The sequence below is a fragment of the Marinococcus sp. LNHM4E3-1 genome (assembly GCF_056034405.1).
This window is the reverse complement of record NZ_JBQLID010000003.1, coordinates 180,834-205,672: the sequence shown is the minus strand read 5'-3', so window position 1 is coordinate 205,672 and position 24,839 is coordinate 180,834. Positions and strand designations below refer to the sequence as shown.

The 24,839-nt window shown below is 46.8% G+C and carries 25 protein-coding genes and 1 pseudogene; 6 read left to right on the top strand and 20 right to left on the bottom strand.

Translation table 11 applies throughout. The features are described from left to right. Positions 1-246 precede the first annotated feature (246 nt). Positions 247-852 carry a trimeric intracellular cation channel family protein gene (locus tag ACTRXI_RS04740; protein ID WP_079474554.1) on the top strand — a complete coding sequence of 202 codons (606 nt, stop codon included), beginning with the start codon at positions 247-249 and terminating at the stop codon, positions 850-852. Positions 853-977: 125 nt separating this feature from the next. On the opposite strand, the gene ACTRXI_RS04735 is transcribed toward ACTRXI_RS04740, so the two are convergent. From ACTRXI_RS04735 to ACTRXI_RS04725, 3 genes are read right to left on the bottom strand one after another with little or no spacing between them, the layout of a single operon-like run. Continuing rightward, positions 978-2,135 carry a cation:proton antiporter gene (locus ACTRXI_RS04735; RefSeq protein WP_474261310.1) on the bottom strand — a complete coding sequence of 386 codons (1,158 nt, stop codon included), beginning with the start codon at positions 2,133-2,135 and terminating at the stop codon, positions 978-980. Between the two features lie 5 nt (positions 2,136-2,140). After that, complete coding sequence (locus tag ACTRXI_RS04730; protein WP_474261309.1) at positions 2,141-2,638, bottom strand: cation:proton antiporter regulatory subunit; 498 nt, start codon at positions 2,636-2,638, stop codon at positions 2,141-2,143. Between the two features lie 27 nt (positions 2,639-2,665). Then, entirely contained in the window at positions 2,666-3,256 is a 591-nt protein-coding gene (locus ACTRXI_RS04725; RefSeq protein ID WP_474261307.1) for an NADPH-dependent FMN reductase, read from the bottom strand. A 195-nt stretch (positions 3,257-3,451) separates the two neighbouring features. Here ACTRXI_RS04725 and ACTRXI_RS04720 point away from each other — a divergent pair, with 195 nt between their 5' ends. The 3 genes from ACTRXI_RS04720 (at position 3,452) to adhP (ending at position 6,525) form a co-directional block, all read left to right on the top strand. Further along, positions 3,452-4,750: an arsenic transporter gene (locus tag ACTRXI_RS04720; protein WP_474261306.1), complete on the top strand. Its 1,299-nt coding sequence runs from the start codon at positions 3,452-3,454 to the stop codon at positions 4,748-4,750. Positions 4,751-5,013: 263 nt separating this feature from the next. After that, the gene (locus ACTRXI_RS04715) at positions 5,014-5,295 is read left to right on the top strand and encodes an adhesin (protein ID WP_322525430.1); all 282 of its coding nucleotides are present in this window, start codon (positions 5,014-5,016) and stop codon (positions 5,293-5,295) included. A 213-nt stretch (positions 5,296-5,508) separates the two neighbouring features. Beyond that, positions 5,509-6,525 (top strand): alcohol dehydrogenase AdhP, encoded by a 1,017-nt coding sequence (gene adhP / locus ACTRXI_RS04710; protein ID WP_474261305.1) that lies wholly within the window; start codon positions 5,509-5,511, stop codon positions 6,523-6,525. Between the two features lie 90 nt (positions 6,526-6,615). Here adhP and ACTRXI_RS04705 read toward each other — a convergent pair whose 3' ends face one another. The 7 genes from ACTRXI_RS04705 to ACTRXI_RS04675 all read right to left on the bottom strand — a co-directional run bounded on the left by ACTRXI_RS04705 (position 6,616) and on the right by ACTRXI_RS04675 (position 14,283). Beyond that, complete coding sequence (locus ACTRXI_RS04705; protein ID WP_474261304.1) at positions 6,616-7,995, bottom strand: sigma-54-dependent transcriptional regulator; 1,380 nt, start codon at positions 7,993-7,995, stop codon at positions 6,616-6,618. Then, positions 7,976-9,655: an ATP-binding protein gene (locus ACTRXI_RS04700; protein WP_474261303.1), complete on the bottom strand. Its 1,680-nt coding sequence runs from the start codon at positions 9,653-9,655 to the stop codon at positions 7,976-7,978. The genes ACTRXI_RS04705 and ACTRXI_RS04700 overlap by 20 nt, the downstream gene beginning before the upstream one ends. 12 nt (positions 9,656-9,667) lie before the next feature. After that, positions 9,668-10,813 carry an iron-containing alcohol dehydrogenase gene (locus tag ACTRXI_RS04695; RefSeq protein ID WP_474261302.1) on the bottom strand — a complete coding sequence of 382 codons (1,146 nt, stop codon included), beginning with the start codon at positions 10,811-10,813 and terminating at the stop codon, positions 9,668-9,670. 176 nt (positions 10,814-10,989) lie between these two features. Beyond that, the gene (locus ACTRXI_RS04690) at positions 10,990-12,243 is read right to left on the bottom strand and encodes an MFS transporter (RefSeq protein WP_474261301.1); all 1,254 of its coding nucleotides are present in this window, start codon (positions 12,241-12,243) and stop codon (positions 10,990-10,992) included. A 206-nt stretch (positions 12,244-12,449) separates the two neighbouring features. Beyond that, positions 12,450-13,256: a ZIP family metal transporter gene (locus tag ACTRXI_RS04685; protein ID WP_474261300.1), complete on the bottom strand. Its 807-nt coding sequence runs from the start codon at positions 13,254-13,256 to the stop codon at positions 12,450-12,452. A 139-nt stretch (positions 13,257-13,395) separates the two neighbouring features. Continuing rightward, positions 13,396-13,743 (bottom strand): YflT domain-containing protein, encoded by a 348-nt coding sequence (locus tag ACTRXI_RS04680; protein WP_474261299.1) that lies wholly within the window; start codon positions 13,741-13,743, stop codon positions 13,396-13,398. 87 nt (positions 13,744-13,830) lie between these two features. After that, entirely contained in the window at positions 13,831-14,283 is a 453-nt protein-coding gene (locus ACTRXI_RS04675; protein ID WP_474261298.1) for a hypothetical protein, read from the bottom strand. Between the two features lie 262 nt (positions 14,284-14,545). Between ACTRXI_RS04675 and ACTRXI_RS04670 the strand changes: the two genes are divergently transcribed. Beyond that, the gene (locus tag ACTRXI_RS04670; RefSeq protein ID WP_474261297.1) at positions 14,546-16,984 is read left to right on the top strand and encodes an EAL domain-containing protein; all 2,439 of its coding nucleotides are present in this window, start codon (positions 14,546-14,548) and stop codon (positions 16,982-16,984) included. A gap of 123 nt (positions 16,985-17,107) precedes the next feature. Here ACTRXI_RS04670 and ACTRXI_RS04665 read toward each other — a convergent pair whose 3' ends face one another. After that, on the bottom strand, positions 17,108-17,368 hold the full coding sequence (locus tag ACTRXI_RS04665; protein WP_474261296.1) for a metal-sensitive transcriptional regulator: 261 nt from the start codon (positions 17,366-17,368) through the stop codon (positions 17,108-17,110). A gap of 229 nt (positions 17,369-17,597) precedes the next feature. Between ACTRXI_RS04665 and ACTRXI_RS04660 the strand changes: the two genes are divergently transcribed. After that, positions 17,598-18,233, top strand: coding sequence for a class I SAM-dependent methyltransferase (locus tag ACTRXI_RS04660; protein WP_474261295.1), 636 nt, complete (start codon positions 17,598-17,600; stop codon positions 18,231-18,233). Positions 18,234-18,252: 19 nt separating this feature from the next. Here the strand turns inward: ACTRXI_RS04660 and ACTRXI_RS04655 are convergent, their stop codons facing one another. From ACTRXI_RS04655 to ACTRXI_RS04615, 9 genes and pseudogenes are all read right to left on the bottom strand, one after another. Further along, positions 18,253-18,420 carry a hypothetical protein gene (locus ACTRXI_RS04655; RefSeq protein ID WP_474261294.1) on the bottom strand — a complete coding sequence of 56 codons (168 nt, stop codon included), beginning with the start codon at positions 18,418-18,420 and terminating at the stop codon, positions 18,253-18,255. A 32-nt stretch (positions 18,421-18,452) separates the two neighbouring features. Then, positions 18,453-19,001: a DUF2812 domain-containing protein gene (locus tag ACTRXI_RS04650; RefSeq protein ID WP_474261293.1), complete on the bottom strand. Its 549-nt coding sequence runs from the start codon at positions 18,999-19,001 to the stop codon at positions 18,453-18,455. Between the two features lie 148 nt (positions 19,002-19,149). Beyond that, positions 19,150-19,584 (bottom strand): MarR family winged helix-turn-helix transcriptional regulator, encoded by a 435-nt coding sequence (locus tag ACTRXI_RS04645; protein WP_474261292.1) that lies wholly within the window; start codon positions 19,582-19,584, stop codon positions 19,150-19,152. 1 nt (position 19,585) lies between these two features. Next, on the bottom strand, positions 19,586-20,755 hold the full coding sequence (locus ACTRXI_RS04640; protein WP_474261291.1) for an MFS transporter: 1,170 nt from the start codon (positions 20,753-20,755) through the stop codon (positions 19,586-19,588). Between the two features lie 120 nt (positions 20,756-20,875). Beyond that, on the bottom strand, positions 20,876-21,856 hold the full coding sequence (locus ACTRXI_RS04635) for a sodium:calcium antiporter (RefSeq protein WP_474261396.1): 981 nt from the start codon (positions 21,854-21,856) through the stop codon (positions 20,876-20,878). 277 nt (positions 21,857-22,133) lie between these two features. After that, a complete protein-coding gene (locus tag ACTRXI_RS04630) occupies positions 22,134-22,553 on the bottom strand; it encodes a DnaJ family domain-containing protein (RefSeq protein WP_474261290.1) in 420 nt (139 codons plus the stop codon). A gap of 62 nt (positions 22,554-22,615) precedes the next feature. Next, on the bottom strand, positions 22,616-23,683 hold the full coding sequence (locus ACTRXI_RS04625) for an NAD(P)H-dependent flavin oxidoreductase (RefSeq protein ID WP_474261289.1): 1,068 nt from the start codon (positions 23,681-23,683) through the stop codon (positions 22,616-22,618). Between the two features lie 156 nt (positions 23,684-23,839). Next, entirely contained in the window at positions 23,840-24,295 is a 456-nt protein-coding gene (locus ACTRXI_RS04620; protein ID WP_474261395.1) for a methyl-accepting chemotaxis protein, read from the bottom strand. A gap of 81 nt (positions 24,296-24,376) precedes the next feature. Further along, positions 24,377-24,754: pseudogene (locus ACTRXI_RS04615) on the bottom strand (PAS domain-containing protein); the annotation flags it as partial. Positions 24,755-24,839 lie beyond the last annotated feature (85 nt).

Sequence of the window (24,839 nt, the reverse complement as noted above, 5' to 3'; positions counted from 1 at the left end):
CTTTTTGCATAAATATCATTTTTAGTCCCCACTTTATATATGATTCCCCCGGCAAGTGAAACATTAACTGCTCTTTGCACCATACTAACAGAAATATTCTGCCGCTCTCTTTGGCACAGGCGCTGGGTTGCTATTTTTACAGTTACAGCTTATAATCATTCTCGGACTATAAGTGTGTACGCCGTCGCTGCCTTTCCGGCAGCGATTTTTATATGAAGACGTATCAACCGGAAAAGGAGGAGCTGTATGACCTGGGATATGCTGACGGTGATAGGCACCATCGCTTTTTCCATCAGCGGAGCAATTGTCGCTATGGAGGAAGACCTTGATATATTTGGAGTATTGTTTTTAGGATTTATCACAGCGTTTGGAGGAGGAGCGATTCGAAACATTCTGATCGGGGTTCCAGTGTCGGAGCTTTGGAGCCAGGGTCTATTTTTCCAGGTTTCCTTTTTCTCTATTCTGCTGTTTGTGCTGTTTCCAAATATTTTAATGAAGCACTGGCACAGCTGGGGGTCATTTTTTGATGCCATCGGCCTTGCTTCTTTTGCGATGCAGGGGGCCCTTTTTGCAGTGGAAATGGGCCATCCCCTCAGCGCTGTCATCGTGGCAGCGGTACTCACGGGCAGCGGCGGCGGACTGATCCGTGACGTGCTCGCCAACCGAAAACCGATGGTGCTTCACTCGGAGGTCTACGCCCTGTGGGCACTGGTCGGCGGCTTATTTATCGGTATGGGCTGGGTTACCGGCGGCTTTGGCCTGTTCCTGCTATTCGTTCTGCTCGTTTCCGGACGTGTATGCTCCTACCGTTTTCAATGGAAGCTTCCCCACCGAACGATTCCCTCCATGTAAATCCCTCCCGCCAGTCTCCGGCGGGTTTTTTATGTTCAACATACCGTAGATATGATTAAAAATGAAGCCTTCGTAAAATTATAAAAAAAGACTGCTCTTCTATGAGCAGCCTTCAAAGCTTTGTCCTATACTGTTTTTTTATTTCTTTTCTTCCCGTAAATGCTTGTGGCAAGCTCAGGTGCTTTCTGGAACAAATATACTCCGGCGAGAGCCGAAAGAAGAATAAAAATACTGCTGAAGGTCCGCAGCGTGCCTGTAGCAAGTGCTGCAATAATAATGGAGAATTCCCCGCGCTGGGTTAAAGATAAGCCTGCGCGCAGAGCTACCTTGGATGACAGACCGTACAGCTTCCCGCCTGCAAATCCGACAATTATTTTCGCAGCCACTGACCAGAAAAGCAGCACGAGAAGCATCGGAATCATCGGCACTCCTTCCCCAACCTCAATCGTTGTGCCGAAATAAACAAAAAACATTGGGAGCAGCAGATCCCGGAAGCGCACGACCAGGCCTTCGAGCACGTCGCTCCGTTTCACTTCAGCCAGAATAATGCCGGCCAGAAAAGCGCCCAGCACCTCGGATAAATCCAGGTACAAAGCAATACCGCCGTACGAAAGCGCAATACCAAACACGAAAAGAAGAAAAAAATCCTCATCCATATAGCGGTCCACAAATGAACGCAATTTTCGGAAAACAAATATTCCGAGCAGGATTGCTCCTGCCACCAATATAATAATTTGAACGAAGGTCCATCCGAGCGTGCCTATAGTAACTCCGCTGCCTACGGTCATGCTGACAAGCACCGCCACGAGGACCGGGGCAAATAAATCCTCAAAAATGAGGAGGCCGAGTATAAATTCAGACTCGGGGTTTGCCATCCGTTTAGAGTTTTCAAGCATTTTGGCTGTGATCGAAGAGCTTGTCGCGTAGGTGACTCCGCCTATGATTAGTGCTTCAAGCCATCCAAGCCCAAACGCCAGCGTAATACCTACGGTAACTCCGAAGCTGAGCACAATGTCCAGGACTCCGGCCCGGAAAACTTTTGTTGCGACATGCATGAGCTGCCGGACTGGAAATTCCATCCCCAGCATAAAAAAAAGCAGGACAATACCGATCTCACCGGCAAAATACAGCAGGTGAGAATCTGCCAGCCAGCTGCTGACGACAATTCCAATTAATAGATAGATGATGACATCAGGGAATCGCATTTTAAAGGACATCCATCCCCCGACAAAAAGTACGAGCAGCATCAATCCCGCAGCAAGCAAATCAGGCATTTCCGGCATAAGAATTATCCTTTCGCCTTACAAACTTCTTCAAAGCGCCCAATAATGTCTTTTTTCCCGACAACGAGCAGGGTATCCCCGGCCTGAATGATAAAATCATCCTCCGGCTTCGGAAGAATATCGTTATCCCTCATGATGCCCACAATAGAAACTCCTTCCGGTATTGATGTCTGGGCTTCTTCCACTGAACGCACATCCATCTTAGAGCCCTTTTTCACCTTGATCCAGTCAACAAGCATTTTCTTTCTTAACAGGCGAAAACGCTCAAAGCTTTCTTCATCCACGGGGTCCTCATGAACGCCAAGCAGGCGGGCGCCCAGTTCTCTCGCTTCATCAGATGTGAATATGGTTGAAAAAAGCGCTTCATCATCGTCCTCGTCTTCCACAAAATAAATTTCTCTCTTGCCGCTATGGTGTACGATCATGACCGTGGTAATACCGTCCCGGTTTTCAAACGCTATCCGTTTTCCTACCCCCGGCAGGTCATGTTCTCTGATTCTCATTTGTCATTCCTCCTGTGATTCTTTTCGTCATCCGTCAAAACGGTGCATCCAGCTATTAAACGCCTGCACGAACTTTTTTGCGTGCTGCGTGATTTTTTCATCCTCAAGCGTATCCAACTCTTTGTTCATTTTTCCTCTCACTCCTGCCACCAGCATTTTCGGCCCTGGCATTACATAGGCCTCAGCAGCTGTAAGTGTCTGCCGGACCTGATACTGGGATAAAGCCGTGCCGCCGCCCCCGGGGGTCGCTCCGGCAAGCGCAAAGGCACGGTGGGTCAGAGCGGAGTGCGCAGGCGGACTGGACGCCCAGTCCAGGGCGTTTTTTACAACGCCCGGCATCCCGTTATTGTATTCGGGGGTTACGATAATAACCCCGTCCGCACGCATCATTGCTCGTTTCAATTCTACAACGGATTCGGGGGTTCCTGCTTCTTCCACATCGGCATGGTAAAGCGGGATGTGATGCAAAAATGCTTCTTCGACCTCCCAGTGCTCCGGAAACTCAGCTTTCATTAAATCCAGCAGCTTCCGGTTATAGGATTCCTTCCGCAGACTCCCGCATATCACCGTTACATTCATCTGTTCCTCTGTCATATGGTTCACCGCCTTTGCCTTCATCTTCTAGCCTCATTATACATTTTTTCTGCTCTTTTACCCTAGCAATCACACTTTTTTCTAAAAGTATTGAATCGTGCTTTGACTTCTATATATATTTATATTAGCATATGCTTATATAATAAATTCAGCAATTGCCTGATTAAATTTAGAAAGAAACGGATGCCGCATCGTTTTCGGCCCGGCCTGGAGGTATGTATGAACACCCTGCTCGCAGTTATTATTTTTCTTATCACGCTCGTATTGGTTATTTGGCAGCCGAAAAATTTAAATATTGGCTGGTCTGCCTGCGGAGGCGCTATTATCGCTCTTATCGCAGGCGTTGTCAGCTTTGGAGACGTCGAAACCGTTATTGGCATCGTATGGAATGCTACGCTCGCCTTTGTTGCTATTATCATTATCAGTCTGATTCTCGACAGAATTGGATTTTTTGAATGGGCTGCTCTGCACATGGCAAAAATCGCCGGAGGAAGCGGCCTGCGGATGTTTATTTACATAATTCTGCTCGGAGCCGTCGTTGCTGCGCTTTTTGCCAATGACGGTGCTGCCCTTATACTGACGCCTATCGTTCTCGCGATGGTAAGAGCGCTTGAATTTAAGGAACGTATGATTCTTCCGTTCATTATGGCCAGTGGTTTTATCGCTGACACAGCTTCCCTGCCCCTGATTATCAGCAACCTCGTAAACATCGTTTCTGCCGACTTTTTCGGTATCGGCTTTGTTGAATACGCGACCCGGATGATTGTTCCAAACTTTTTCTCTATCGGGGCGAGCCTTCTTGTCCTCTACCTTTTTTTCCGGAAGGATCTTCCCGGAAAGTATGACATCACAAAAGTAAAAAATCCGAAGGACGCGATCCAGGACATAAAAATGTTCCGGCTCTCATGGGTGGTGCTTGCGGTGCTGCTTGTCGGGTACTTCTTCAGCGAATTCGTAGCAGTTCCCGTCTCCGTCATAGCCGGTATCGTGGCGTTATTCTTCCTGCTGATGGCCCGCCGCAGTCCGGCTGTTGAAACAGGCAAAGTATTAAAGGGAGCGCCGTGGGATATCGTTTTCTTTTCAGTGGGAATGTACGTTGTCGTTTACGGCCTTCAGAACGCCGGGCTTACCGAGCAGCTGGCAGTTGTGATACAGGCAGCTGCTGATGAGGGTTTATTTGTCGGAACACTTTCGATGGGCTTCATCGCCGCTCTCTTATCTTCTGTCATGAATAACATGCCGACAGTGATGATTGATGCTTTGGCTATTTCAGAAACAGCTACTTCCGGAGCTGTACGTGAAGGCCTTATTTACGCCAATGTGATCGGCAGCGACCTGGGGCCGAAAATCACTCCGATCGGCTCTCTCGCTACCCTGCTGTGGCTTCATGTGCTGCGTCAGTTCGGCTTTCATATTTCCTGGGCTTATTACTTCAAAGTCGGTATCATTCTGACCATTCCAACGCTTTTTATTACTCTTGTCGGCCTCTATGTATGGCTGTTAATCATTGGCGGCTGACCGGAAACAGCCGGTCATTTCCCGGGAAATATGACACCTTCTGCGCTCGAAATATGAATACCTGACAGGCTTACTGAATGAATTAGTTGAATAACAGCAATATTGTTGTTACCCTTGGCAGAGTTGCAAATGATAATTATCCAGCGCCCGGCTCCGGCAGTTTAAACTTACGGAGAGCAGGGAATGTATTCAGCAGTTTGCAGGCATAGAAAAAAAGGTATAGATATATTCTATACAGGTTTAAAAATTAAGGAGGCTCACTCTTGGAAATTACAAACGGTGCTAAAGCAGTACTAGAACCGCTGATGGAAGAAAACAACATGGACCACCTTCGCGTGGCAGTCGAAGAAATGGAAGAATCCTCTCAAATCGGTCTTGTTCTTCAGGATCCACAGGAGAGCGATCAGGTGCTTGAAGCAAACGGCATTAAAGTAGCAGTGGATAACCGCGTTACAGACTTAATGCAGGACGTTACGCTCGACACCCAGGAAAATGAAGACGGCGAAACACAGCTCGTCATGGCCGGTCTTCCTGAAGCTGAATAACAAGCGCCCCAAAAACAGTTCTGCTTAAACAGCAGAGCTGTTTTTTTGTTTTCGGAGCCTTTTTTTGTCGCATTGAGCCGAAATTTCGGCTTACTTCATTAATTATTTATAACCTGGACCGCTTGTACCAGTTGTTGACTGCGCTTTCAATGTTGGCACGTTCCTTGCATATACATAGAGTGCATCCTGCAAAATTATAAGGAGGGTTCATTCATGAAAGCAGCAGTAGTTAATGAATTTCATCAAAAACTGGAGATTAAAGATATTCCGGTGCCTGAACTTGATTACGGAGAAGTGCTTGTCAAAATTCATTCATGCGGTGTCTGTCATACCGATTTGCATGCAGCTCACGGCGACTGGCCGGTTAAACCAAAGCTGCCTCTCGTGCCGGGACACGAGGGTGTAGGCACAGTGGAAAAGGTTGCAGATGGCGTCAAATCCATCAAAATCGGCGACCGCGTCGGCATTCCGTGGCTTTACTCTGCCTGCGGTGAATGCGAATTCTGTCTTTCGGGAAGAGAAACACTCTGCCAGCAGCAGCTGAATGCCGGTTATTCCGTAGACGGAGCCTACGCGGAATACTGTAAAGCTCCCGCCCACTATGTAACAAAAATTCCGGACAGCCTGGACTTTGATACAGTGGCTCCACTTTTCTGCGCTGGGGTGACAACGTACAAAGCGCTCAAGGTCTCTGAAGCCAAACCGGGTGACTGGGTAGCCATCTTTGGCATCGGCGGACTCGGGCACGTTGCCGTACAATACGCGAAAGCCATGGCCTTAAACGTTGTAGCTGTCGACATACGCGACGACAAGCTAGAGCTCGCAAAGGAAATGGGAGCAGACATGACCATTAATAGTATGAACGAGGATCCCGGCAGGATACTGATGGAAAAATTAAACGGAGTAGAAGCCGCTATCAGCGTAGCTGTCAGTCCAAAAGCGTTTGAACAGGCGTACTCGACGGTCAAACGGGGAGGAAATTTAGTCATTGTAGGCCTTCCAGTCGGGGACCTTCCAATTCCTATTTTTGACACAGTCTTAAACGCCGTGAACGTTAAAGGCTCCATTGTCGGTACACGCAAAGACCTCCAGGAGTGTCTCGAGCTCGCGGCTAACGGCAGGATCCGCCCGATTATTGAAACGAAGGAACTGGATGATATTAACGACGTATTTGATTCAATGGAAAAAGGCGATATCAACGGCAGGATTGTACTCAAAATTCAGGACTAGATTACCGGTAAAGTTACGAAACGCTTACACAAAGTAAAACCCGGACGGGCTCCTCTTCCCGCCGGGTTTTGCTGATTTTTCTTCCCGAATTTATTCATTCAGCCAGTAGCGCAGCTTTCTGGTATTCACTCCGAGCATTTCTGCTGCCTCCCGGCGGTTTCCACGGGTGAGCATTAAAGCGTGGTCAATAATATCCTGAATACTTTTCTTTTCTTCACTCCGTATATCTTCAACAGTGCTTTCAAGCGACAAATAGTTAGTCTCTTCGAGCTCCTGCTTTTTCTGTCTGAGCCAGTCCCCTGATACAATCCGGTTCCTGGCAGCAGTTTTCCGGCTTGAGGGCCTCATGTTTAAATGGCGGCGTTCAATCCTTCCGTCTGATTCTGCGGCCGCCCGGATCAGTACGTTTGTAAGCTCCCGGATATTGCCCGGCCAGTGGTGAGCCTGTAACGCCTCCAAAGCTTCCAGACTGATCACTGTGTTTGCCGGAGCTTCTTTGCGGAGAATCGACTGGGCCACCGCAGGGATATCTTCCTTTCGTTCCCGCAGAGGCGGAATAGTCAGCCGGACGACCTCGAGGCGGTACAGCAGGTCTTCACGAAATTCTCCTGCCTCTGCAGCAAGATGCAGGTCCTGGTTTGTGGCAGCAATGATACGGGCTTTTGTTTTAATCGGGCGTTCACCACCCACCCGGTAAAGCTCTCTCGTTTCGATTACCCGCAGCAGCTTCACCTGCGTCGAGAGTGATGCTTCTCCAATTTCATCAAGTAAGAGCGTCCCTTCCGAGGCCAGTTCAAAATAACCCTTCCGTGTTTTATTTGCCCCGGTAAAGGCTCCTGCTTCATGACCGAACAACTCACTTTCGAGCATCTGCTCCGGCAGTGCCCCGCAGTTCACACCGAGAAATAAGCGCTCTCCCGACCCGGCAAGCTCATGAATAAAGCGGGCGGCTACCTCTTTTCCTGTGCCCGTTTCTCCATCTATTAAGATTGTTAGAGGCTTTGGCGCAAAGCGCACAGCCAGCCGCACCACTTCTTTCATTGCTTCGCTTTCTCCGGTTATCAAGCCGCTTCTTGCGGCTGCCTGTTCAATTTGTCCTGACACTTCCGGGTCTGACTCCGGCTGCTTTATTTTCTCTTCAATAATGCTGATATCTTCAAATGGCTTTTCAATATAGTCCTCCGCCCCCAGCTTAACTGCTTCCACAGCTGTACCAATTGTGCTGTATCCTGTCATAACAATACAGCGGCACGAGGGCTGCGCCTGCTTCAAGTCTGCAAGCAGCTTCAATCCGTTCGTGTCAGGCAGCTTTAAGTCGATAAATGCCAGTTCATACAAATGGTTCTGGCCGCGAAGACGTTCATATTCCTTCCCGTCATGGGCAAGATCAATATGATGACCCTGTTCTACAAGCAGATAACGAAAAAACGTGCCTATATCATAGTCATCATCAATGACTAATATCTTCATACTTATCGCCTCCTCCATGAACTGGCAGCTTCAATTGAAAGGTACTTCCTTTTCCCTCTTCGCTTGTAAACGTCAGCCGCCCCCCATTTTTCTCTGCAATATCCTTACTTACCGACAGACCCAGGCCGGTCCCGTTCTGCTTTCTTTTCGTAGTGAAAAAAGGTTCAAACACTGACGGCTTCTGACTCTGGGCGATTCCGCATCCATTGTCTTTCACCTCAAGCACAACGCTTGAATGAATAACACTGGTTTTAATTTGGATCTTTTTAGCCGTCTCTGCGCTGTCCTTTAACGCATCTTTTGCGTTCAGAAGCAGGTTGATAACCACCTGACCGACCTGATGAGGTCCTGCCTGGACAAATGGCAGAGCGGGCGTATAATGCTTTTCAATCAGGATATTCTCTTTTTCGATCTGAAAGCCAATCAGACTCAGTACATCTTCAACTGCTTCATTAATATCGCACTCCGTACTTTCTTCTTTTTCCGGACGGGAGAAAGAAAGCAGATTTTGCACGATCGTCCGGCAACGGCGGCCCCCTCTTTCAATCGCCGCCGCAAGCTCCTTCGAAGGCCCTTCCTCTGGCAGACTCCGCTGCAGTATCTGGGTGTTGCCGATCACCGCGGTCAACGGACTGTTTAACTCATGAGCTACTCCGGCTGCCATTTCCCCTATCGCCGCGAGCTTTCCGGAATGCTGAAGCTGGGCTTCGGTTTTGATACGCGTCGTGACATCCTTAATATAAATAAGCAGTCCTTTCATTATCCCCTCTCCGTCCCGGACCGGATATGTCTGAATGTCGCAAACACTGCCATTTTTTAATGTCATCTGATAGTTTTTCATCGAGTCGCCGCGGTAACTCTCTTCAATTGGACAGAACTCTTTCGTATCATGAAAAAGCAGGTCATGACAGCGGCGGCCGGCCACCGCCTCGGGGGGTTCGCCAAAAAAGGAGTGGGAAGCCTGATTACAGCGGACGATCCGGTGATCGTTATCGGTTAATATCAGTAGGTCCGCTACAGCCTGAAAGGTTTCCTCCCATTCCTTTTTGCCCTGATACACCTCCTGGTACAGTCTCGCGTTCTCCATCATAACGGCGATATGGTCCGAAAGCTGTCGGAAGAAGCTGATATCAGACTGGTCACACTCGATCCGTTCAGCCGCAGCAAAGGTAAGAACGCCGATGGTCGATGCTTTAATCCGAAGCGGTATGACACACACATAGTAAAAATTCAAAGCCGAAAGCGTCTGCTCCTCCACAAACGCATACGCATCAGCAGGCTCCCATTCGTGAAAAACAATCATATTCTGTTCGATTGCTTTCCAGTACAACGACTCTTTTTTCGGAAGGTGCATACCTACTGCAGAGTCCTCTGCATAGAGAGGATAGACACTTTTTAATGACATGGCCCCATGCTCGATTAGCGATAAGCTTACCCGGTCGATCGGATACAGCTCGTAAATGGTTTCAAGAATATGCTGCAGTGCCGTCTCCATCGTTCCTGTAACCTGAAACCCCTTTGCTACTTCGCTCAAAATTTCAAGCTTACGATTCTTTTTTTCAAGTTCCGCAATTGTTGCTTTCAAGTCTGTATAATAGCTTTTTTTCGAGGCGCGGACCCCGGTTAATTTTTCAATCACCATCTCTTTTTCTGTGAACATACCGATGCTCCTTTATTCGTAAGCCTTTTTGAACAGCATTTCGATATCCTTCAAAGCTACGTCCCGTGGGTTGGTGATCATGCATGCGTCATCAAGGGCTATGCGGGCCATGCTTTCAAAGTCAGGGTCTCTCAGACCGACAGAGCGCAGTGTCTTGGGAGCACCGATGTCATCTGCAAGAGCCCGGACTGCCTGAATGCCGTATCTGGCACGGACCATTTCCCCGGCATCCGCAGAAGCACCGAAAATATCACCGATAGCAGCGAATCGGGGAGGTGAAGCAATTAGATTAAATTCCATGACATGCGGAAGCAAAATGCTGTTAATCTCTCCGTGCGGAAGAGCATAGCGTCCGCCAATCGCGTGGGACATCGCATGTACTGCACCTAAAATGGCATTGGAAAACGCAAGTCCCGCCTGCATGCTTGCCATCGCCATCGCACGCTTGGCTTCCACATTTGTGTGTGATGCCACCGACGGCCGCAGAAATTCAGCCGCCAGCTTCATCGCATTTACCGCATGTACATCCGTCAGCGGCGTCGCTGCCGCACTTACATACGCTTCTATGCCATGGGTAATTGCATCAAGTCCGGTAGCTGCTGTAAGCAAATGATCTTTGGTCATCAAGACAAACGGATCGACAATCGCAATATCGGGCACGAGCGATTTAGAAACGATCGTCATCTTCTTTTTCCGCACCGGATCAACAATAATCGAAAATTGGGAGACCTCGGATCCCGACCCCGCCGTTGTCGGCACCATAATGACTGGTGGAAGTGGACTATGGATGTGGTCTACGCCTTCGTAATCTTCGATTTTTCCACCATTGCTCACAATGACAGCCACCGCTTTAGCCACATCCAGCGCACTTCCTCCCCCAATGCCAAGTACAGCGTCACACCGGGCTTTATGATAGGATTCTACACCTTCTACTACCTGAGCTGTGTCAGGGTTCGTACTAATATTTGAAAAAAGGTGATACTCAAGGCCGGAAGCTTGTATACTTTCCATAGCCTGGACCGTCCAGCCGGCTTCTTTGACGCCCGGATCACTTACTACGAGTACACGCTGCGCTCCCAGACGCAGAAAGCTCTCACCTACCTGATGAATCGAATGATCTCCGAAAATAATTTCGGGAGCCATAAATTTTGAAATCATATCCTCACCACCATATTCAGCTGGAAATTTTTCATGCGATTGAAAACGTTTACTTAATATGTATTTATTATCTCTTACCCTTGTTTAATGTGCAAAGACTTCCTGATCCTGTTTTGATGCAAAAAATCCGCGGATTTATAGGTCCGCGGAACAAGGGTATATTAGTAATAAAGCTGTCAGGAGGGCTTCGGGGATAAAAGAGCAAAAACCAAAGCTGTCGCCGGCAAAAGCATCATAAGCCATAAGATTGCCGTATAATTATTAAACCAGTCATAAAAAATACCAAATGGCAGTGGACCAAGAGCGGAGCCAATAACCATTACCGTCTGGGCAATGCTTTTAATACTCCCTAAATGCCTGGGGCCGAAATAATTGGGCCACACAATGCTTAACACAATACGTTCAAAGCCGTGGGCTATTCCCCACAGCACTCCAAAAATGATAGCTCCTGTCCAGGAATTTATAGTTAAAAGCACCAAAAGTGAAACAATATGTACCCCAAACGTCATCGCAAGCACATAATGCACAGCAATGCGGTCCACCAAATACCCTACAGCAAATGTTACCGGGAAACCGATAAAAGCCATCAAGGAAAGAATTAATGCCGCAAGCGAAATCGAAAGACCCTTTCCTTCTACGATAGATACTAAGTGGAAGGTAACACCTGTGTTTACAATTGCCGGCACGCTGACACAAAAAAGAATAAGCCAGAAGGCTCTGGTTCTGCGCGCTTCCTGAAGGGTCCAGCTTTTTTCCTGCATGCCTGTTCGCTGGCCCCGGACCTCCGCATGAGACGCTGGTCCTCTGCCATCGGGCTCCTGGCCAATATCCTGCGGCTGGTTCCGCACCACTAAGAAAGCCAGCGGCACAAAAACAAAAAGTAACAGTCCACCCCAAATTAACCATGTGTCCCGCCAGCCGACCATTTGGATCAGCCATGTGTTCAACGGGGGCAGGGCAGCGGCACCGACAAAACCGCCAATCGCCATGACACTTAAGGCCCGGCCGCGCTTCTGCACAAACCATTGTGGCACAAGCGTATTAGGAACCAGGGTCAGCGATCCCTGGCCAAATAATCGAATAGCAAAAAAGCCGATAAACATCATTACAGCACCTGTCAAAAAGGCATTCCAAATACAGGCGAGAGCCAAAAGAACTCCTGCAGCCCCCATTACCAGACGCTGGCCCAGACGATCGATTGCACGGCCGACGAAAAAAAGAGTAATACCGGCAGCCAGAGTACCAACCGAATAAATACCAGAGACAAAGGAACGTGAATACGAAAAATCCTGAATGTAATAATCAATAAAAATAGAAATCGAATACGTTTGGCCCGGTCCGGAAAAAAACATACTTAACGCGGATAAAGCCACAATCGCCCATCCATAAAAAATGGGACCCGACCCGTTTTTCGGTTTATCAGCCCGCATGTCGAAGCTCCTTTTCAGCATTTTCTCCAGAAACTATAAATAAATTCAGCTTCCTGGTCCGTTTGTTCATCTATGCTACTTTATCACAAAAGGGAGCATGGATTTTATCCTTAATTCATTAAAAAACGGCCTTCCAGATAAAAAATCCTTAATTTCAGCAAAAAAAGCTGAAGCAGAAAAAGCTTTCTCTGCTTCAGCCGCCCCTTTTACCCTAAAGCTACATCCAGTATCATCATGACGCTGAAGCCAATCATCAGGCTGAAGGTAGCGAGCCGTACGTTGCCCTTTTCCTGGGAACCGGGGATGACCTCCTTGGCAACGACGAATATCATCGCTCCTGCTGCAAAACTGAGAGCAAACGGAAGCAGCGGCTGGATGATGATAACCGCAGCAGCACCAATTACTGCAGCCACCGGCTCTACAAAACCGGACAGCTGCCCGTAAAAAAAGCTTTTCTTTTTCGACACTCCGTCCCGGCGAAGCGGCATCGATACTGCAGTTCCCTCCGGAAAGTTTTGAATGCCGATGCCAAGCGCAAGCGCTACTGCTCCAGCGAGCGTAGAGCTGCTGAATTCCGAAGCCAGCGCCCCGAACGCTACCCCTACAGCTAGTCCCTCCGGAATATTGTGCAGAGTAATCGAAAAAACAAGCATTGTGGTCCGGTGCTTGGCATACTTGTCTTTTATTTCCGTGAAATATGTGTCTTCATCCATCATGGGGATGACCCTGTCGAGCAATAACAGAAAAACACCCCCAAGTAAAAAACCAATAACAGCTGGAATATAAGGTATTTGGCCCTGCTCCTCCGCCATATCAATGCCGGGAGAAAGAAGCGACCAAAAGCTCGCAGCAATCATGACCCCACCGGCAAATGCAAGCATACTATCCATCAGCTTCTGATTATTTCTGTTCGTAAAAAACACAACCGCAGCGCCTGCTGCAGTCATACCCCAGGTAAACAAAGAGCCAATCAGCGCCTGCAGTGTAGGATGCAGCTCCGCAAACCACTCCATAATATAATCTCCTTTTCACTCTATTAAAAAAAGTTTCCCTAAGGAAAGTCTAACGTTATTCTATTCCTTGTTGTAAAAGTTTGTCAATCGACAAACGTAAAGCCGCCTCCGTCTGGAGAGCGGCTCTATTCTTTCACTGTTAAATAATCGTGTTGACCCCTTCAGTGTCTGTCACAATGAGAAGGATCTTTCCTTCATCGAGTTCATCCTCGTACTCATGAGCTTCTTCCTGGGATAACCCAATTTCCTGCAGCTTGTTTCGGAGTTCATCACCTTTTTTGCTGAACATATTTCCTACTGCATTTTTTATTCCTTCTTCTTTCATGCCGACAGTGTTGGCATTCGCATTCTCCGCGATACGGCCGGTGCGGTCGTTATCGTGGGTCATAACGTACACGTTACTTTTATCAATGCCCTTCTCAGCTAAACGCTGAACGTCCTGCTGCAGAGCCTCGTCATTAGTGTATTCTCTCACGAATGGTTTCATAAGAACCTCCCTTTAATGTTTACTGCTATTCTAATAAACAATTCTGACTCTGTTTAAACCATTTCCCGGCAAACTCCCTCTTTTCACCTAGAGAGCGTGGGGGTCTATGTAGTCCAGAAACTTCGTTTCAAATAAATGTACATTATAGTTCACCAGGCCTACGACCGTTTTCGTAATAAAAGAATCCTCGTTTTCTTCTCCCCGCTCGTACGTGGATTTAATAATTCCGTACTCTTTAAACGTTTCATTGTGAATTGTTTTTAAATCTTCCCTCGTCTTTTCCAGATCCTTCACGGTGTAAGTAACCTGCGACCCTGCCTCACAGCAGTCCGGAAACCGTCCACGAAGTAATTCTGCCGAGCGTTCCATAATGTTTAAAATAATCGCTGATTTATACTTTTGAGATTCCATCGTTTCAGGCTGAAGCTTTTCAATATCCTTCATGTGATATTTTTCCTGAATGATAATATCATCCAGAAAAAGAATAATTGCATGGATCTTGTCTGAGATAAATACTACTTCACGGTCCTCTCCCTGCATTGCGAAACCACCTTTATTAATTTTTAGTTTAACCTATGCCAATCGCCCTAAAATCTATACCCTTTTTATCCTGTAATCATCCGGTAAATTTAAAAAAAGTATAACTCTTTAAAATTTTGATTGCACATATATGTCTTAATATACATGTTAAAAATATAATAATTACATAAATAAGTTTGATTGATTTGTATAGCGCAAGGGTATATCGTTAGCTGTAAAACTATTTACCTACTTTTGACTGAATAAGGCAGGAGCAATGCTTATGAATTTATTGTCCGGAACCTATTCTATTTCTCTCATTTTTTTATCGGTGTTCATCGCCGTATTTGCTTCGTATGCTGCATTTCATATTGCCGGCCGCGTTGTACATACGAACTATGCAAATAAGCACTTATGGACTGCCGGGGGAGCAGTGTCTCTCGGGGGCGGCATCTGGTCGATGCATTTTGTGGCCATGCTCGCCTATGACATTGGCATGCCCGTTTCTTATGAACCGCTTCTTTTAACTTTAAGTATTCTGCTGGCCATACTTTCAAGCTGGGCTGCATTTGCCATTATTCAATTCACCCGGCCGCGGCTTCTTTATCACGCCGCCGGCTCCTGTCTCGTCGGAACGGGCATCATTTCTATGCATTACGTAGGCATCGAGTCAATGCAGATGCCAGCCTCCGTTTCCTACAATCCCTGGCTTGTTTTCCTGTCTATTGTTATTGCTGTCGGTGCCTCCTTTACCGCTCTCCGCCTGTTTTCTTCAGTGCCGGGCAACCCAAGCCGGTCTCTCAGCCAAATCGCTTATATGAGCAGCGCAGCAATTATGGGAGCAGCCATTTCAGGTATGCATTATACAGGTATGGCAGCAGCTTCTTTTCAATCAGATGAGGGCAGTGTAACGCCTGCTGGCACCGTTGATTCGCATATGCTTTCCATTTTTATCAGTGTCAGTATTACTGCGATTATTTCTATTGCTCTTATCGCTGCTTTTTTTGACAGAAAGGTAGAATCAAGCGAAAGCCGCTATGGCCTGCTGGATGATTTGTATCAATCCATTATCCATTCGGCCAATGATGCCATTATTACGTTAGACGAATACGGAAGGATAGTAGCCTGGAATCAGGCGGCCAGAACGATCTTTGGTTACAAGGAAGCTGACATTCTTGGCTCTTACTTTACCGCTCTTGTGCCTGAAAAATATAAACAGATCTACTGGCAACGATTTGAACGTTACCAATCCTTACCTGACGGGGGCTCCTCCGGCAATACTTACGAATTGGAGGCCCTTCATGAAAACGGCATCTCTTTTCCTATAGAGCTTTCCCTTTCCGGACAGCAAAGCGGTACGCATTCTTACGTGACCGGTATCATACGGGATATTTCAGAGCGGGTCTGCTATCAAAAACGGATTGAAGAACTCATTTACCGGGACGAACTCACCCGGCTGCCCAACCGGCGAATGCTTCAGGAATATCTGGATGCCTGTCTGGACTCCGGTGCTGAAAAGGGCCCCTCCCTTGCCGTTTTGTTTATCGATTTGGACCGCTTTAAAAACGTAAATGATAGGTTCGGCCATGCTACGGGGGATCTGCTGCTTAAAGAAGTGGCCGCCCGTATTAACAGCCTTCTTCAAAAAAAGGATCTTTTAGCCAGGCAGAGTGGTGATGAATTCGTTGTGGTTCTTTCCCGTGTGGAAGGCTATCAGGCAGCTCATATGGCCGAAAGTATTCTGGATGTGTTGAATGACCCGATTATTATTGACAGCTTTGAAATGTTTGTGTCTGCCTCCATCGGCATCAGTCTTTTTCCTGAAAACGGAAAAAACACTGATGCTTTGATTAAAAATGCGGACACTGCGATGTATAAATCTAAAAACAAGGGCACGCACCGTTATCGTTTTTTCACTGAAGATATGAATGAAAATGTCTCAAGAAAAATTCTGCTGGAAGCAGGGATGCGAAAAGGCATCGAGCGTAATGAATTCATTTTAGTTTACCAGCCGCAGATTGATACTCTCACTGGCGAAATTAAAGGGGTGGAAGCTTTAGTCCGTTGGGAGCATCCGGAGCTTGGATTAACTCTACCGGATGAATTTATTCCTTTAGCAGAAGAAACCGGTCTGATTATTCCCCTTGGCCGTTTTATATTAACAGAAGCATGCCGCCAGGCCAGAGCCTGGAAGAAAGAAGGCTTTTCCCTTTCCCGAATGTCCGTGAATATCTCCACTATTCAATTTCAGCAGAGCGATTTTTCTTCAACGGTGGCCGAAACACTGAAGGAAACGGGTCTCGAGCCGTCTGTGCTTGAGCTTGAACTGACAGAAAATATTATCCAGCATGCTACAGAAGCTGTCCCTGTTCTCCACCAGTTAAAAAATATCGGTGTGAAGCTTTCTCTGGATGATTTCGGTACCGGTTATTCGTCACTTGGATATTTAAAGGATTTTCCTCTTGATACGCTCAAAATTGATAAAACATTTATTCAGGGCATGAACGGCGTTTCACGTGAAACAGCTATTGTCGAAAGTATTCTACACCTTGCAGGACAATTGAATTTTCATGTTATAGCAGAGGGTATTGAAACCCCGCTGCAATTAAATCTTTTACGACAGAAAAAATGTCAGGAATATCAAGGTTATTTATACAGTCCGCCTGTTGCTGGAGATGAACTATTTAAAATGTATAAAAAAAACGACAATAGTTCATACTAAATAATCCGCGCTCTTCATGGAAGAACGCGGATTATAATCATTAAAAAGCTTGATCTATTCCCTATTTCAGTATATACTCAATAGCTTCTTTTATTTCTTTTAAAAATTCATTAACTCGGTTTATTATCTGCTTTTAACCAAAAGATTAACAGCTTCCTGGATCAGCTCTTCGCTGTCTTCCCCTTTTTCTATCTGTTCACGCACACATTCCTCGAGGTTCGCACTCACTACCAGACCGATCGCTCGATCGAGCGCTGTACGTGCAGCATTCATCTGAGAAACAAGCTCTTTACAGTCTTTTTCTTCTTCCATCATTCGAAGAACACCGCGGACCTGCCCCTCTACCCTTTTTACCCGGTTTTTCATTTGATCATTGTATTCCATGAAAGGCTCCTCCTTTCAAATAGAGTATTTATTTATATTGCCTTCATTTCTTTTTATTACCCATGTGGGTATATAAAAAATATAAACGATGCTCTCCTGTTTGTCAAATATGTATCATATGCTGCGTACCGGCAGCTGCTGCCTCCCGTGATATTTTTCAGCCTTGCAATTCCCTTCTTTCTTTTTATATGATGAGAAGACTAAACTATACAGATAGCGGTGACTATTCGTGCTAAAAGACACAGGAGAACGAATCATCCCTTCACAAATGAAGCCGACCAACGGTATGCTGCTTGAGCATCTGGCCCGCTATTATTTTGCCATGCCGTACGCAAAGGGCCGCGTGCTTGATATTGCCTGCGGGGTCGGCTACGGGGCCCAGATGACAGCTAAAGGCAAAAAACGTGAGGTAGACTATGTGCTCGGCGTCGACATTGACGCTGAAGCGATAGCATTTGCCCAGAAGCACTATTATCATCCCCAGCTTTCTTTCCAGACAGGAGATGCTCTTGATGAGAATCTCCCGCTGCAGATAGGCACGTTCGATACGATTGTTTCCTTTGAGACCCTTGAACACGTGCCCGATGACCGTATCTTTATGAAACGTATGTACGCCCTCCTCCGGCCTGGCGGTACACTCATCGTTTCTACGCCCTTCGGCCAGGGAAGGCACAAGCCCAGCAATTCCCCTTTTCATTACCATCAGTTGACGACAGAGGAATGGGAAGAGCTCTTATCAAGAGAAGACTGGCCGTGGGAGAGGCTGCAGTTGTATTACCAGCAGGGAGTCGCTTTCGAACATCCCGTCCGTCCCGGTGTTCACTACCCTCTTGGCATCGCTGTATGTATTAAACCAGAGGAATAAATACAGCAAGATCCCGTGCCTATTCCGGCCGGGATCTTTTTCTGAGTTCGTTTCTTTCACGCAGTATTGCCAGCTCTGTCACGAGCTTTTTCTGGTCGTCATACGAAAGATTTCTTTCCAACATTGCCTGAATTTCTTCAAAACGTTTTTTGTCCTCATCATTCAAATAGCGAAGCTCTTCTTCCATGAAGGCCTTCCTTTCATGTACAGGATAAAATATTATTCTGTGCCGTTACTGACAATCTGCTTAGCCTGAATGATGACAGTAAGCGTCCGGAGCCACCTTATCACGGTAAAGGCTACTATTCCCGTGAACAAAGAAAGCATAAAAAAGGCAAAATTCACCGCCATGCCCGGCAGGTTCAAATCAGTTATGACCAAAAGCAGAAATACTATAAACAAAAGGGCACTTACTGCAGCTGTAATCCCCCACCTCCGGCACTTTTTCCGGTACTCCTCCAAAAAATAAAGCGTCCAGTGGTCCTGAAAGGACGAAGCATCTTTCTCCCCTTCAAATATGTGGAGTACCGGGGAGGAACACAGAAGTGTCCATTCATCTTCAGAAATTTTCCGCAATCCCTGATAATCTTTCGACATGATGAACTGGTATTCCTTTTCTTCTTCCCTTACTTCCGACAAAGAATAGCCGAGCAAAGAGCAGTCCTGCACCTGCCATCCTTTTTGGCGCTGCTCCTTCAAACGGCTTTTTTCTTTATCGTAGGTAGTGAAAGGCATAAAAGAAAATAAAAATTTGGTTTCTCTTCGCAAGTAACTATACACCTCCTATATATGGAATATACACGGATAGAAATTAATAGGAATAAATGATGAAAGGCAGTAAACGCCGGGGGAATAATCGAATTATACGAAGTATATACCTTTATGCTACCATGAGCCGCCTACTGTCACAAACACTCTACCCGGGCTCCACTTCAGCCCTCGCCCCCTCTGCCGCTCTTTCCATGAGCCTGAGAAGCGTTTGTTTTTCTTCCTCTGTAAACTCTTTTGTCATAATATCTGTCCATTCCCGCATCGCTTCTGAAATCTCTTCTTCTATTTTCCAGGCCGCTTCAGAAAGAAAAACGATCTTTTCCCTCCGGTCCGAAACGCTCTCTTTCCGGTAAAGATATCCTTTTTCTTCGAGGCGTTTTATAGCGCGCGTAATTGTAGCTTTATCCATCACTATCTGCCTGGTAATGTACTCCTGAGGTACATTTTCCTGAGCGTATAACGTTAAAAGTACAAGCACTTCTGTATTCCCTAAACCAAAATGATTGAATCGTTTATCAATATATTGATGAGTGTAGCGCTGAATAACAGCTGCCCATTTTCCCACAGAATAAACAGTCATACTATTTCTCCTCCTCCGGAGCTTTACGTTTCCCGAAAGCTTTAAACAAAAACACCATCGCTGCCACTACAAGAGCCGTGAAGCCGGAAAAAGCGTATATGAACTGATTGGTACCGACCGAACCGCCCGCCAGACGGCCGACAACATCCAGCACGAGCGGCGACATAAACTGCCCGAAATACATAAAGCTCTGCACTACCGCCATTGCTAAAGACATCTGGGCAGCGCTCGACACCTTCGTCACACGGTCAAAAATCAACGGAATAACTGTACCAAGCCCGATACCAATCAAAACGATCCCTATTGTAATCAATACTGCCTGTCCGCCAAAAGCGATAAGGACGAACCCGAGACCAGTTACAGCCAGCTGTAAAGGGACTGTCCATCTGCCCAGCCGGCTAGTGATGCTGCCAAGCATCGAGCCTGCGGCAAAGCCTCCTACGTTTAAAGAAGCAATCATCACCCCGGCCAGGGAAGCAGCAGCAATATTGCTCTCCTGCAGAAAGATTGCCATGTTCGTCGGAATGGAATAAAAGAATAAGAAGACAATAAACATACTGCCGGCAAGAGCAAAAATAGGCTTTTCCACTCCCCTCGATGAGCTGTCTTCTGACACCGATGCCGCTTCCGGCTTTTGTTTCGGAAGAAAAAGGAAGACAAGCACCAGCACCAGCAGGGCCAGGCCGTAAACTACAAATGTCAGCCTCCATAAAATACCTGCCAGTATGCCCGCAAGCACGATGGAGATAATACCGCCCAGCTGATTGGAGGCACTCACTCTTCCCATCATGACAGTTTTTTCTTTACCTTCGTAAAAATCTGGAATCAGACTCGTCGATATGGGCATGATCAATCCGACAGCAATACCGAGCACCGCTCTTGAAACGAGCAGCAGCCAAAGCGTGGGAGCAAAAGCCCCTCCCAGACCTCCAATGACATAAAGAATGAGTCCGGCTGTTAAAACAGATTTTTTGGACACTCGTTTCGTGAGCCGGCTTGATATAAAAGTAAATGGAATGATGAACAATGCGTGCAGGGTATTAATTAATTTAATCGAGGTTTCATTGGCATCCGGAAAAGCTTCAGAAATGGAACCGAGCGCCGGAGAAATAGTAGCTCCTGCCATAACGGTGATCAGCGAAATGGATAGTATAGCCAGCTTTTGAGACACTTTGATTACTCCTTTGTCTATATTTTACTCTACCCACCATATAAATAATTAGTTGCTCATGCAACTAATGCGCCTGGCCATGTTCTTTTGTTACTAAAAAAAGCAGGCGGCTGCCTGCTTTTACGTGCTTCCGTTATAAAATAAAATCGAAGCAATCATAACCATATAGCCGATCACGACTACAAGCGACGGCATCATGTAGGTGAACGCATTTTTGGTCCGGTCCCTTTTCACTATAATCATTACAAGAGCCGTGAGCACAAATCCGGCTACAGCGACCACTGTTGTCTGGTTGCTCGTATCTACCCATATGCTGCCCCCACGGTAAAATACGTCACCGATGGCTGTCACAAGCACATTGAAGATATTACTTCCAAGAATCGTGCCGATCGCCATATTCACATTAGCCAGCCGAAGTGCTACAAATACGCTGACGGCGTCAGGGAGGGAAGTAGCGGTTGCGACAAGAATACTGCCGACTGCCGTAGCGCTGATGCCTGTAGTGCTCGACATCAGGTCCCCGGATATAGAAAGTGCACTTCCGGATACAAAGATGATCGCAGCAAATGTGATAAATTTAATAACAGTGCGCCGGATATTTACATTCTGGTCCGGCGAAGCTTGTTTGCCCTCATCTGCAGTGTCGTTCTGCTTTTTAGATATATAAAGCATCCCGCCGGTGTAAATAGCAACAACCAGCAGACTGATCACACTTACCCCAAAAAAGGAGAGCGGGTAATGAAGTATCAGCCCGCCAGCTGTGACCACACAGAGCAGAAGAGCAATAACAGCCGTATAGAGATGGTCGTCTGATACTTTAAGAAACAACCGTTTGTTCCGAAAGTAAATATCCAACAAAAACAAAAAGAAAATATTAAAAATAATACTTCCAAGTCCATTGCCTACAGCAATATCTGCATTTCCGATGACACTTGCCGAGATGGTTGCGGTTAATTCAGGAAGAGAGGTAGCAACGGCAAGCAGAATAGTGCCCGCCAGCAGCCCGCCAATCTTCGTATTTCTGCTGATAATATCTGCATAGCCTGACAATTTCACAGCTGAAAACACTGAAACTGCGGCAGAAAGTATAAATGCAACAATTGATAGCGTAGCGGTAATAAAGCATTGACTCCTTCCGTCTGTTCACGACCAATAACCTGGAACCTTAAATATTTAAGAACTCTTTCCCGTTTTACCCTCTCGAGTATAACAATAACCTTCTTTTCCTCTTTTTAATGAGAGAGGCTTCAGAGTTTTAAATGCTTTAAGCTTTGGAGCAACTAAAAAGTCTCCGCCAGCAGACGGAGACTGAAAGCACAGAAAACTATAATCAATTCGACGTTTCACGTGGAACTTACACGCGCTTTTTCAGCAACTTTTAATGCCACCGCTCATACTGGCTGTGCAGGCTTTCTTTCTCTATTAAACGCCTTTGCAGACTTGGTGCTGGACAAAGCTGATTGTACCGGCGGACTTTTTTATTGATTTTACCGATTTCTTTTTTTATACGGCGATCAGAAATTGCTTCATCCGTCTGCTGCTTCAGCACCCGCCCGAGATCCTCCCGGATTTCCCGCTGCAGCCGGACCCACGAAGGCACAAATCCGTTTCGCTTTAAAAGAGTGTCAAAGGTGTCGCTTTGCAGATACTCCTTTGTCAGCGGCCTGCCGCGTCCCGGCAGATTGTCAAAGCCACCCTTTTTTTCGTGCTCCCGAATCAATTCACCAACAGGGTCGCGGTACGTTAGTCCTTCTTTTTCCCCGGCGAGTCTCTCGTTGTAATCCTTCGATAACGCCATTCGTTCTGCTCCTTTGTTTTTATGATGTTTTCATTTTAACAAACAGAACATACGGGGTCTTTCTAAAGGCTTTCCCATGTTTCCTCCGCCTCTTCCGTAAGACGCTTAATCATGGCTCCTGCCGGCTCCTGTACGCTCAGTCGTGTGCCCTGGCCGCTCCAGAGAGACATAAATGCAGGCTCGTTTTGCCTGGCCGCTTCTTTTCGAATCGGCTGTGTTAGCATATTTTGAATGGGGTACGGCGGCCAATTGTACTCGAGCTCCTCCATCCATACCATCATTTTATTCGCAATTCCTCTAGCCGGCTTGCCGCTGAATATGGAAGTAACAGCAGTGTCTGTTTCTTTACTCATCAATACTGCATGCTTATGGGCCGGCGGGGCGCCACTTTCCCTGCTTGTTAAAAAAGCGGTGCCCATCTGCACTGCTCCCGCACCGAGGGCATGCGCAGCCAAAATACCGCGTCCATCCATAATTCCCCCAGCTGCAATTACAGGAATGTTGACCCCGTCCACTACCTGAGGCACTAAGGCCATTGTTCCGATCATCGCCTTCCCAAAGGATTCTGCAAAGGTCCCACGGTGCCCGCCGGCTTCACTTCCCTGGGCCACCACCGCATCCATCCCTGCCTGTTCATTTTGAACGGCTTCTTCAACTGTTGTGGCAGTACCGATCAAAAAGACGCCGTGGGACTTCAACCGCTGAACATGTGCAGCAGAAGGAATGCCGAAGGTAAAACTGCAAACCGCAATTTCTTCTTCTATAATAATTTCGAGCTGTTCTTCAAAGAAAGAAGACAGCTTTTCAGGCATTGCTTGAGGCTCCGATTTTAATTCTTTATGAATCAGGGAGAGCTTTTCATTGGCTGCCTGAACATCTTCAGCGATCACTTCCGGAGTTTCCGGCACGAAAACATTTACCGCAAACGGGCGCGACGTCTGCTCTTTTACAAGCTGAACAGTAGAGCGAAGGCTCTCTGCAGTCATATATCCGGCTCCTATAGTCCCAAGCCCGCCTGCTTTTGTGACTTCTGCTACTAATTCCGGAGTGGTGACCCCACCGGCCATTCCGGCTTGAATAATGGGCTGTTCGATACGAAGACGCATAAGTAATTCAGGTCGTACCGCCATATGTGCTCTCTCCTTTACTACAATGTTTAATACAATTAATTGGAAATGTATTTATTATAGCATGACATATATTATATACAGTTCATTTGAACTAAATCTAAAGTTTTACATTCATTTTTTGCAAATAAAAAAGCAGGGATGTTTGTCCGCTGCCTTTTATAAGATATGCCGGAATTGCTTTGCTCTTTCTTCGAGGCCTCTCGCTGCTGCGCCAATATGTTCGAATTCTTTTACAGCCTCCCTAATATGCTCCTGGCTGTTTTCCATTCCTTTTTGGGAACGGATCGTGCCCTCACTGATCTTACTTACTTCCCCAGTGATCCCCTCGACGTGACTGTTTACCTCCTGGATGGAGGAATGGGCTCTAGTCGCCAGCTTCCGTACTTCATCTGCCACTACCGTAAATCCCCGGCCGTGCTCCCCTGCTCTTGCAGCCTCAATCGCTGCGTTTAAAGCTAGCATATTCGTTTGGTCAGCAATTTCGCGGATCGTTTTTACGATCCCTCTGATAGAATCCGCCTGCTGCTCCAATGACTCCAGAATTGCAAGATTGTTATTCGCCTCCTGCACTACCTGCCGGGAGTTTTCAGTAATCTCACGACTTTTTGTCATTCCGTCCTCCGCCCTCTTTAACAGCTCCTCAGACATGTTCTGCACAGAATCTGACACATTTGTCATTTCATCTTCCCGGAGGGTAATATCTGTCGCTGCCTTCAACACCGCATGGACATTCCCCGCGTCATCAAGCACCGGCATGTACGTAGCTTGAAGCCTTACCAGCTTACCGCTTCGCGTCGTCCGCTGTATTTTATCCTGAAAGGATTTTCCCGCGCGAAGATCCTGCCAAAATCTTTCATAATCCCGGCTTGAGGCAAAATCCGGGGGGCAGAACTGCCGGTGATGCATTCCTGCCATATCTTCTTCATGGTACTCCATCACCGCAGCAAAATTGTGGTTTGCCCACAGCACCCGTCCATTGAGATCGAACTCAATGATAGCGAGCGACTGTTCCAGCGCACGTAAAACCTGGGACGTGTCTAATACCTGATCGTTATTTTTTGTTTTTTGCATGGCGAATACCTCTCTAGTTCTTTTTTATTATATATCATTAATACTTTATACCCAATAAACTGTTTTAAAAACACTTTTCCGAATA

What these genes read in the sequence shown, in the direction of transcription:
- ACTRXI_RS04740 (WP_079474554.1), top strand. Translation starts at nt 247, where the DNA reads ATGACCTGGGATATGCTGACGGTGATAGGCACCATCGCTTTTTCCATC.
- ACTRXI_RS04735 (WP_474261310.1), bottom strand. Translation starts at nt 2,135, where the DNA reads ATGCCGGAAATGCCTGATTTGCTTGCTGCGGGATTGATGCTGCTCGTA.
- ACTRXI_RS04730 (WP_474261309.1), bottom strand. Translation starts at nt 2,638, where the DNA reads ATGAGAATCAGAGAACATGACCTGCCGGGGGTAGGAAAACGGATAGCG.
- ACTRXI_RS04725 (WP_474261307.1), bottom strand. Translation starts at nt 3,256, where the DNA reads ATGAAGGCAAAGGCGGTGAACCATATGACAGAGGAACAGATGAATGTA.
- ACTRXI_RS04720 (WP_474261306.1), top strand. Translation starts at nt 3,452, where the DNA reads ATGAACACCCTGCTCGCAGTTATTATTTTTCTTATCACGCTCGTATTG.
- adhP (WP_474261305.1), top strand. Translation starts at nt 5,509, where the DNA reads ATGAAAGCAGCAGTAGTTAATGAATTTCATCAAAAACTGGAGATTAAA.
- ACTRXI_RS04705 (WP_474261304.1), bottom strand. Translation starts at nt 7,995, where the DNA reads ATGAAGATATTAGTCATTGATGATGACTATGATATAGGCACGTTTTTT.
- ACTRXI_RS04700 (WP_474261303.1), bottom strand. Translation starts at nt 9,655, where the DNA reads ATGTTCACAGAAAAAGAGATGGTGATTGAAAAATTAACCGGGGTCCGC.
- ACTRXI_RS04695 (WP_474261302.1), bottom strand. Translation starts at nt 10,813, where the DNA reads ATGATTTCAAAATTTATGGCTCCCGAAATTATTTTCGGAGATCATTCG.
- ACTRXI_RS04690 (WP_474261301.1), bottom strand. Translation starts at nt 12,243, where the DNA reads ATGCGGGCTGATAAACCGAAAAACGGGTCGGGTCCCATTTTTTATGGA.
- ACTRXI_RS04685 (WP_474261300.1), bottom strand. Translation starts at nt 13,256, where the DNA reads ATGGAGTGGTTTGCGGAGCTGCATCCTACACTGCAGGCGCTGATTGGC.
- ACTRXI_RS04680 (WP_474261299.1), bottom strand. Translation starts at nt 13,743, where the DNA reads ATGAAACCATTCGTGAGAGAATACACTAATGACGAGGCTCTGCAGCAG.
- ACTRXI_RS04675 (WP_474261298.1), bottom strand. Translation starts at nt 14,283, where the DNA reads ATGCAGGGAGAGGACCGTGAAGTAGTATTTATCTCAGACAAGATCCAT.
- ACTRXI_RS04670 (WP_474261297.1), top strand. Translation starts at nt 14,546, where the DNA reads ATGAATTTATTGTCCGGAACCTATTCTATTTCTCTCATTTTTTTATCG.
- ACTRXI_RS04665 (WP_474261296.1), bottom strand. Translation starts at nt 17,368, where the DNA reads ATGGAATACAATGATCAAATGAAAAACCGGGTAAAAAGGGTAGAGGGG.
- ACTRXI_RS04655 (WP_474261294.1), bottom strand. Translation starts at nt 18,420, where the DNA reads ATGGAAGAAGAGCTTCGCTATTTGAATGATGAGGACAAAAAACGTTTT.
- ACTRXI_RS04645 (WP_474261292.1), bottom strand. Translation starts at nt 19,584, where the DNA reads ATGACTGTTTATTCTGTGGGAAAATGGGCAGCTGTTATTCAGCGCTAC.
- ACTRXI_RS04630 (WP_474261290.1), bottom strand. Translation starts at nt 22,553, where the DNA reads ATGGCGTTATCGAAGGATTACAACGAGAGACTCGCCGGGGAAAAAGAA.
- ACTRXI_RS04625 (WP_474261289.1), bottom strand. Translation starts at nt 23,683, where the DNA reads ATGGCGGTACGACCTGAATTACTTATGCGTCTTCGTATCGAACAGCCC.
- ACTRXI_RS04620 (WP_474261395.1), bottom strand. Translation starts at nt 24,295, where the DNA reads ATGACAAAAAGTCGTGAGATTACTGAAAACTCCCGGCAGGTAGTGCAG.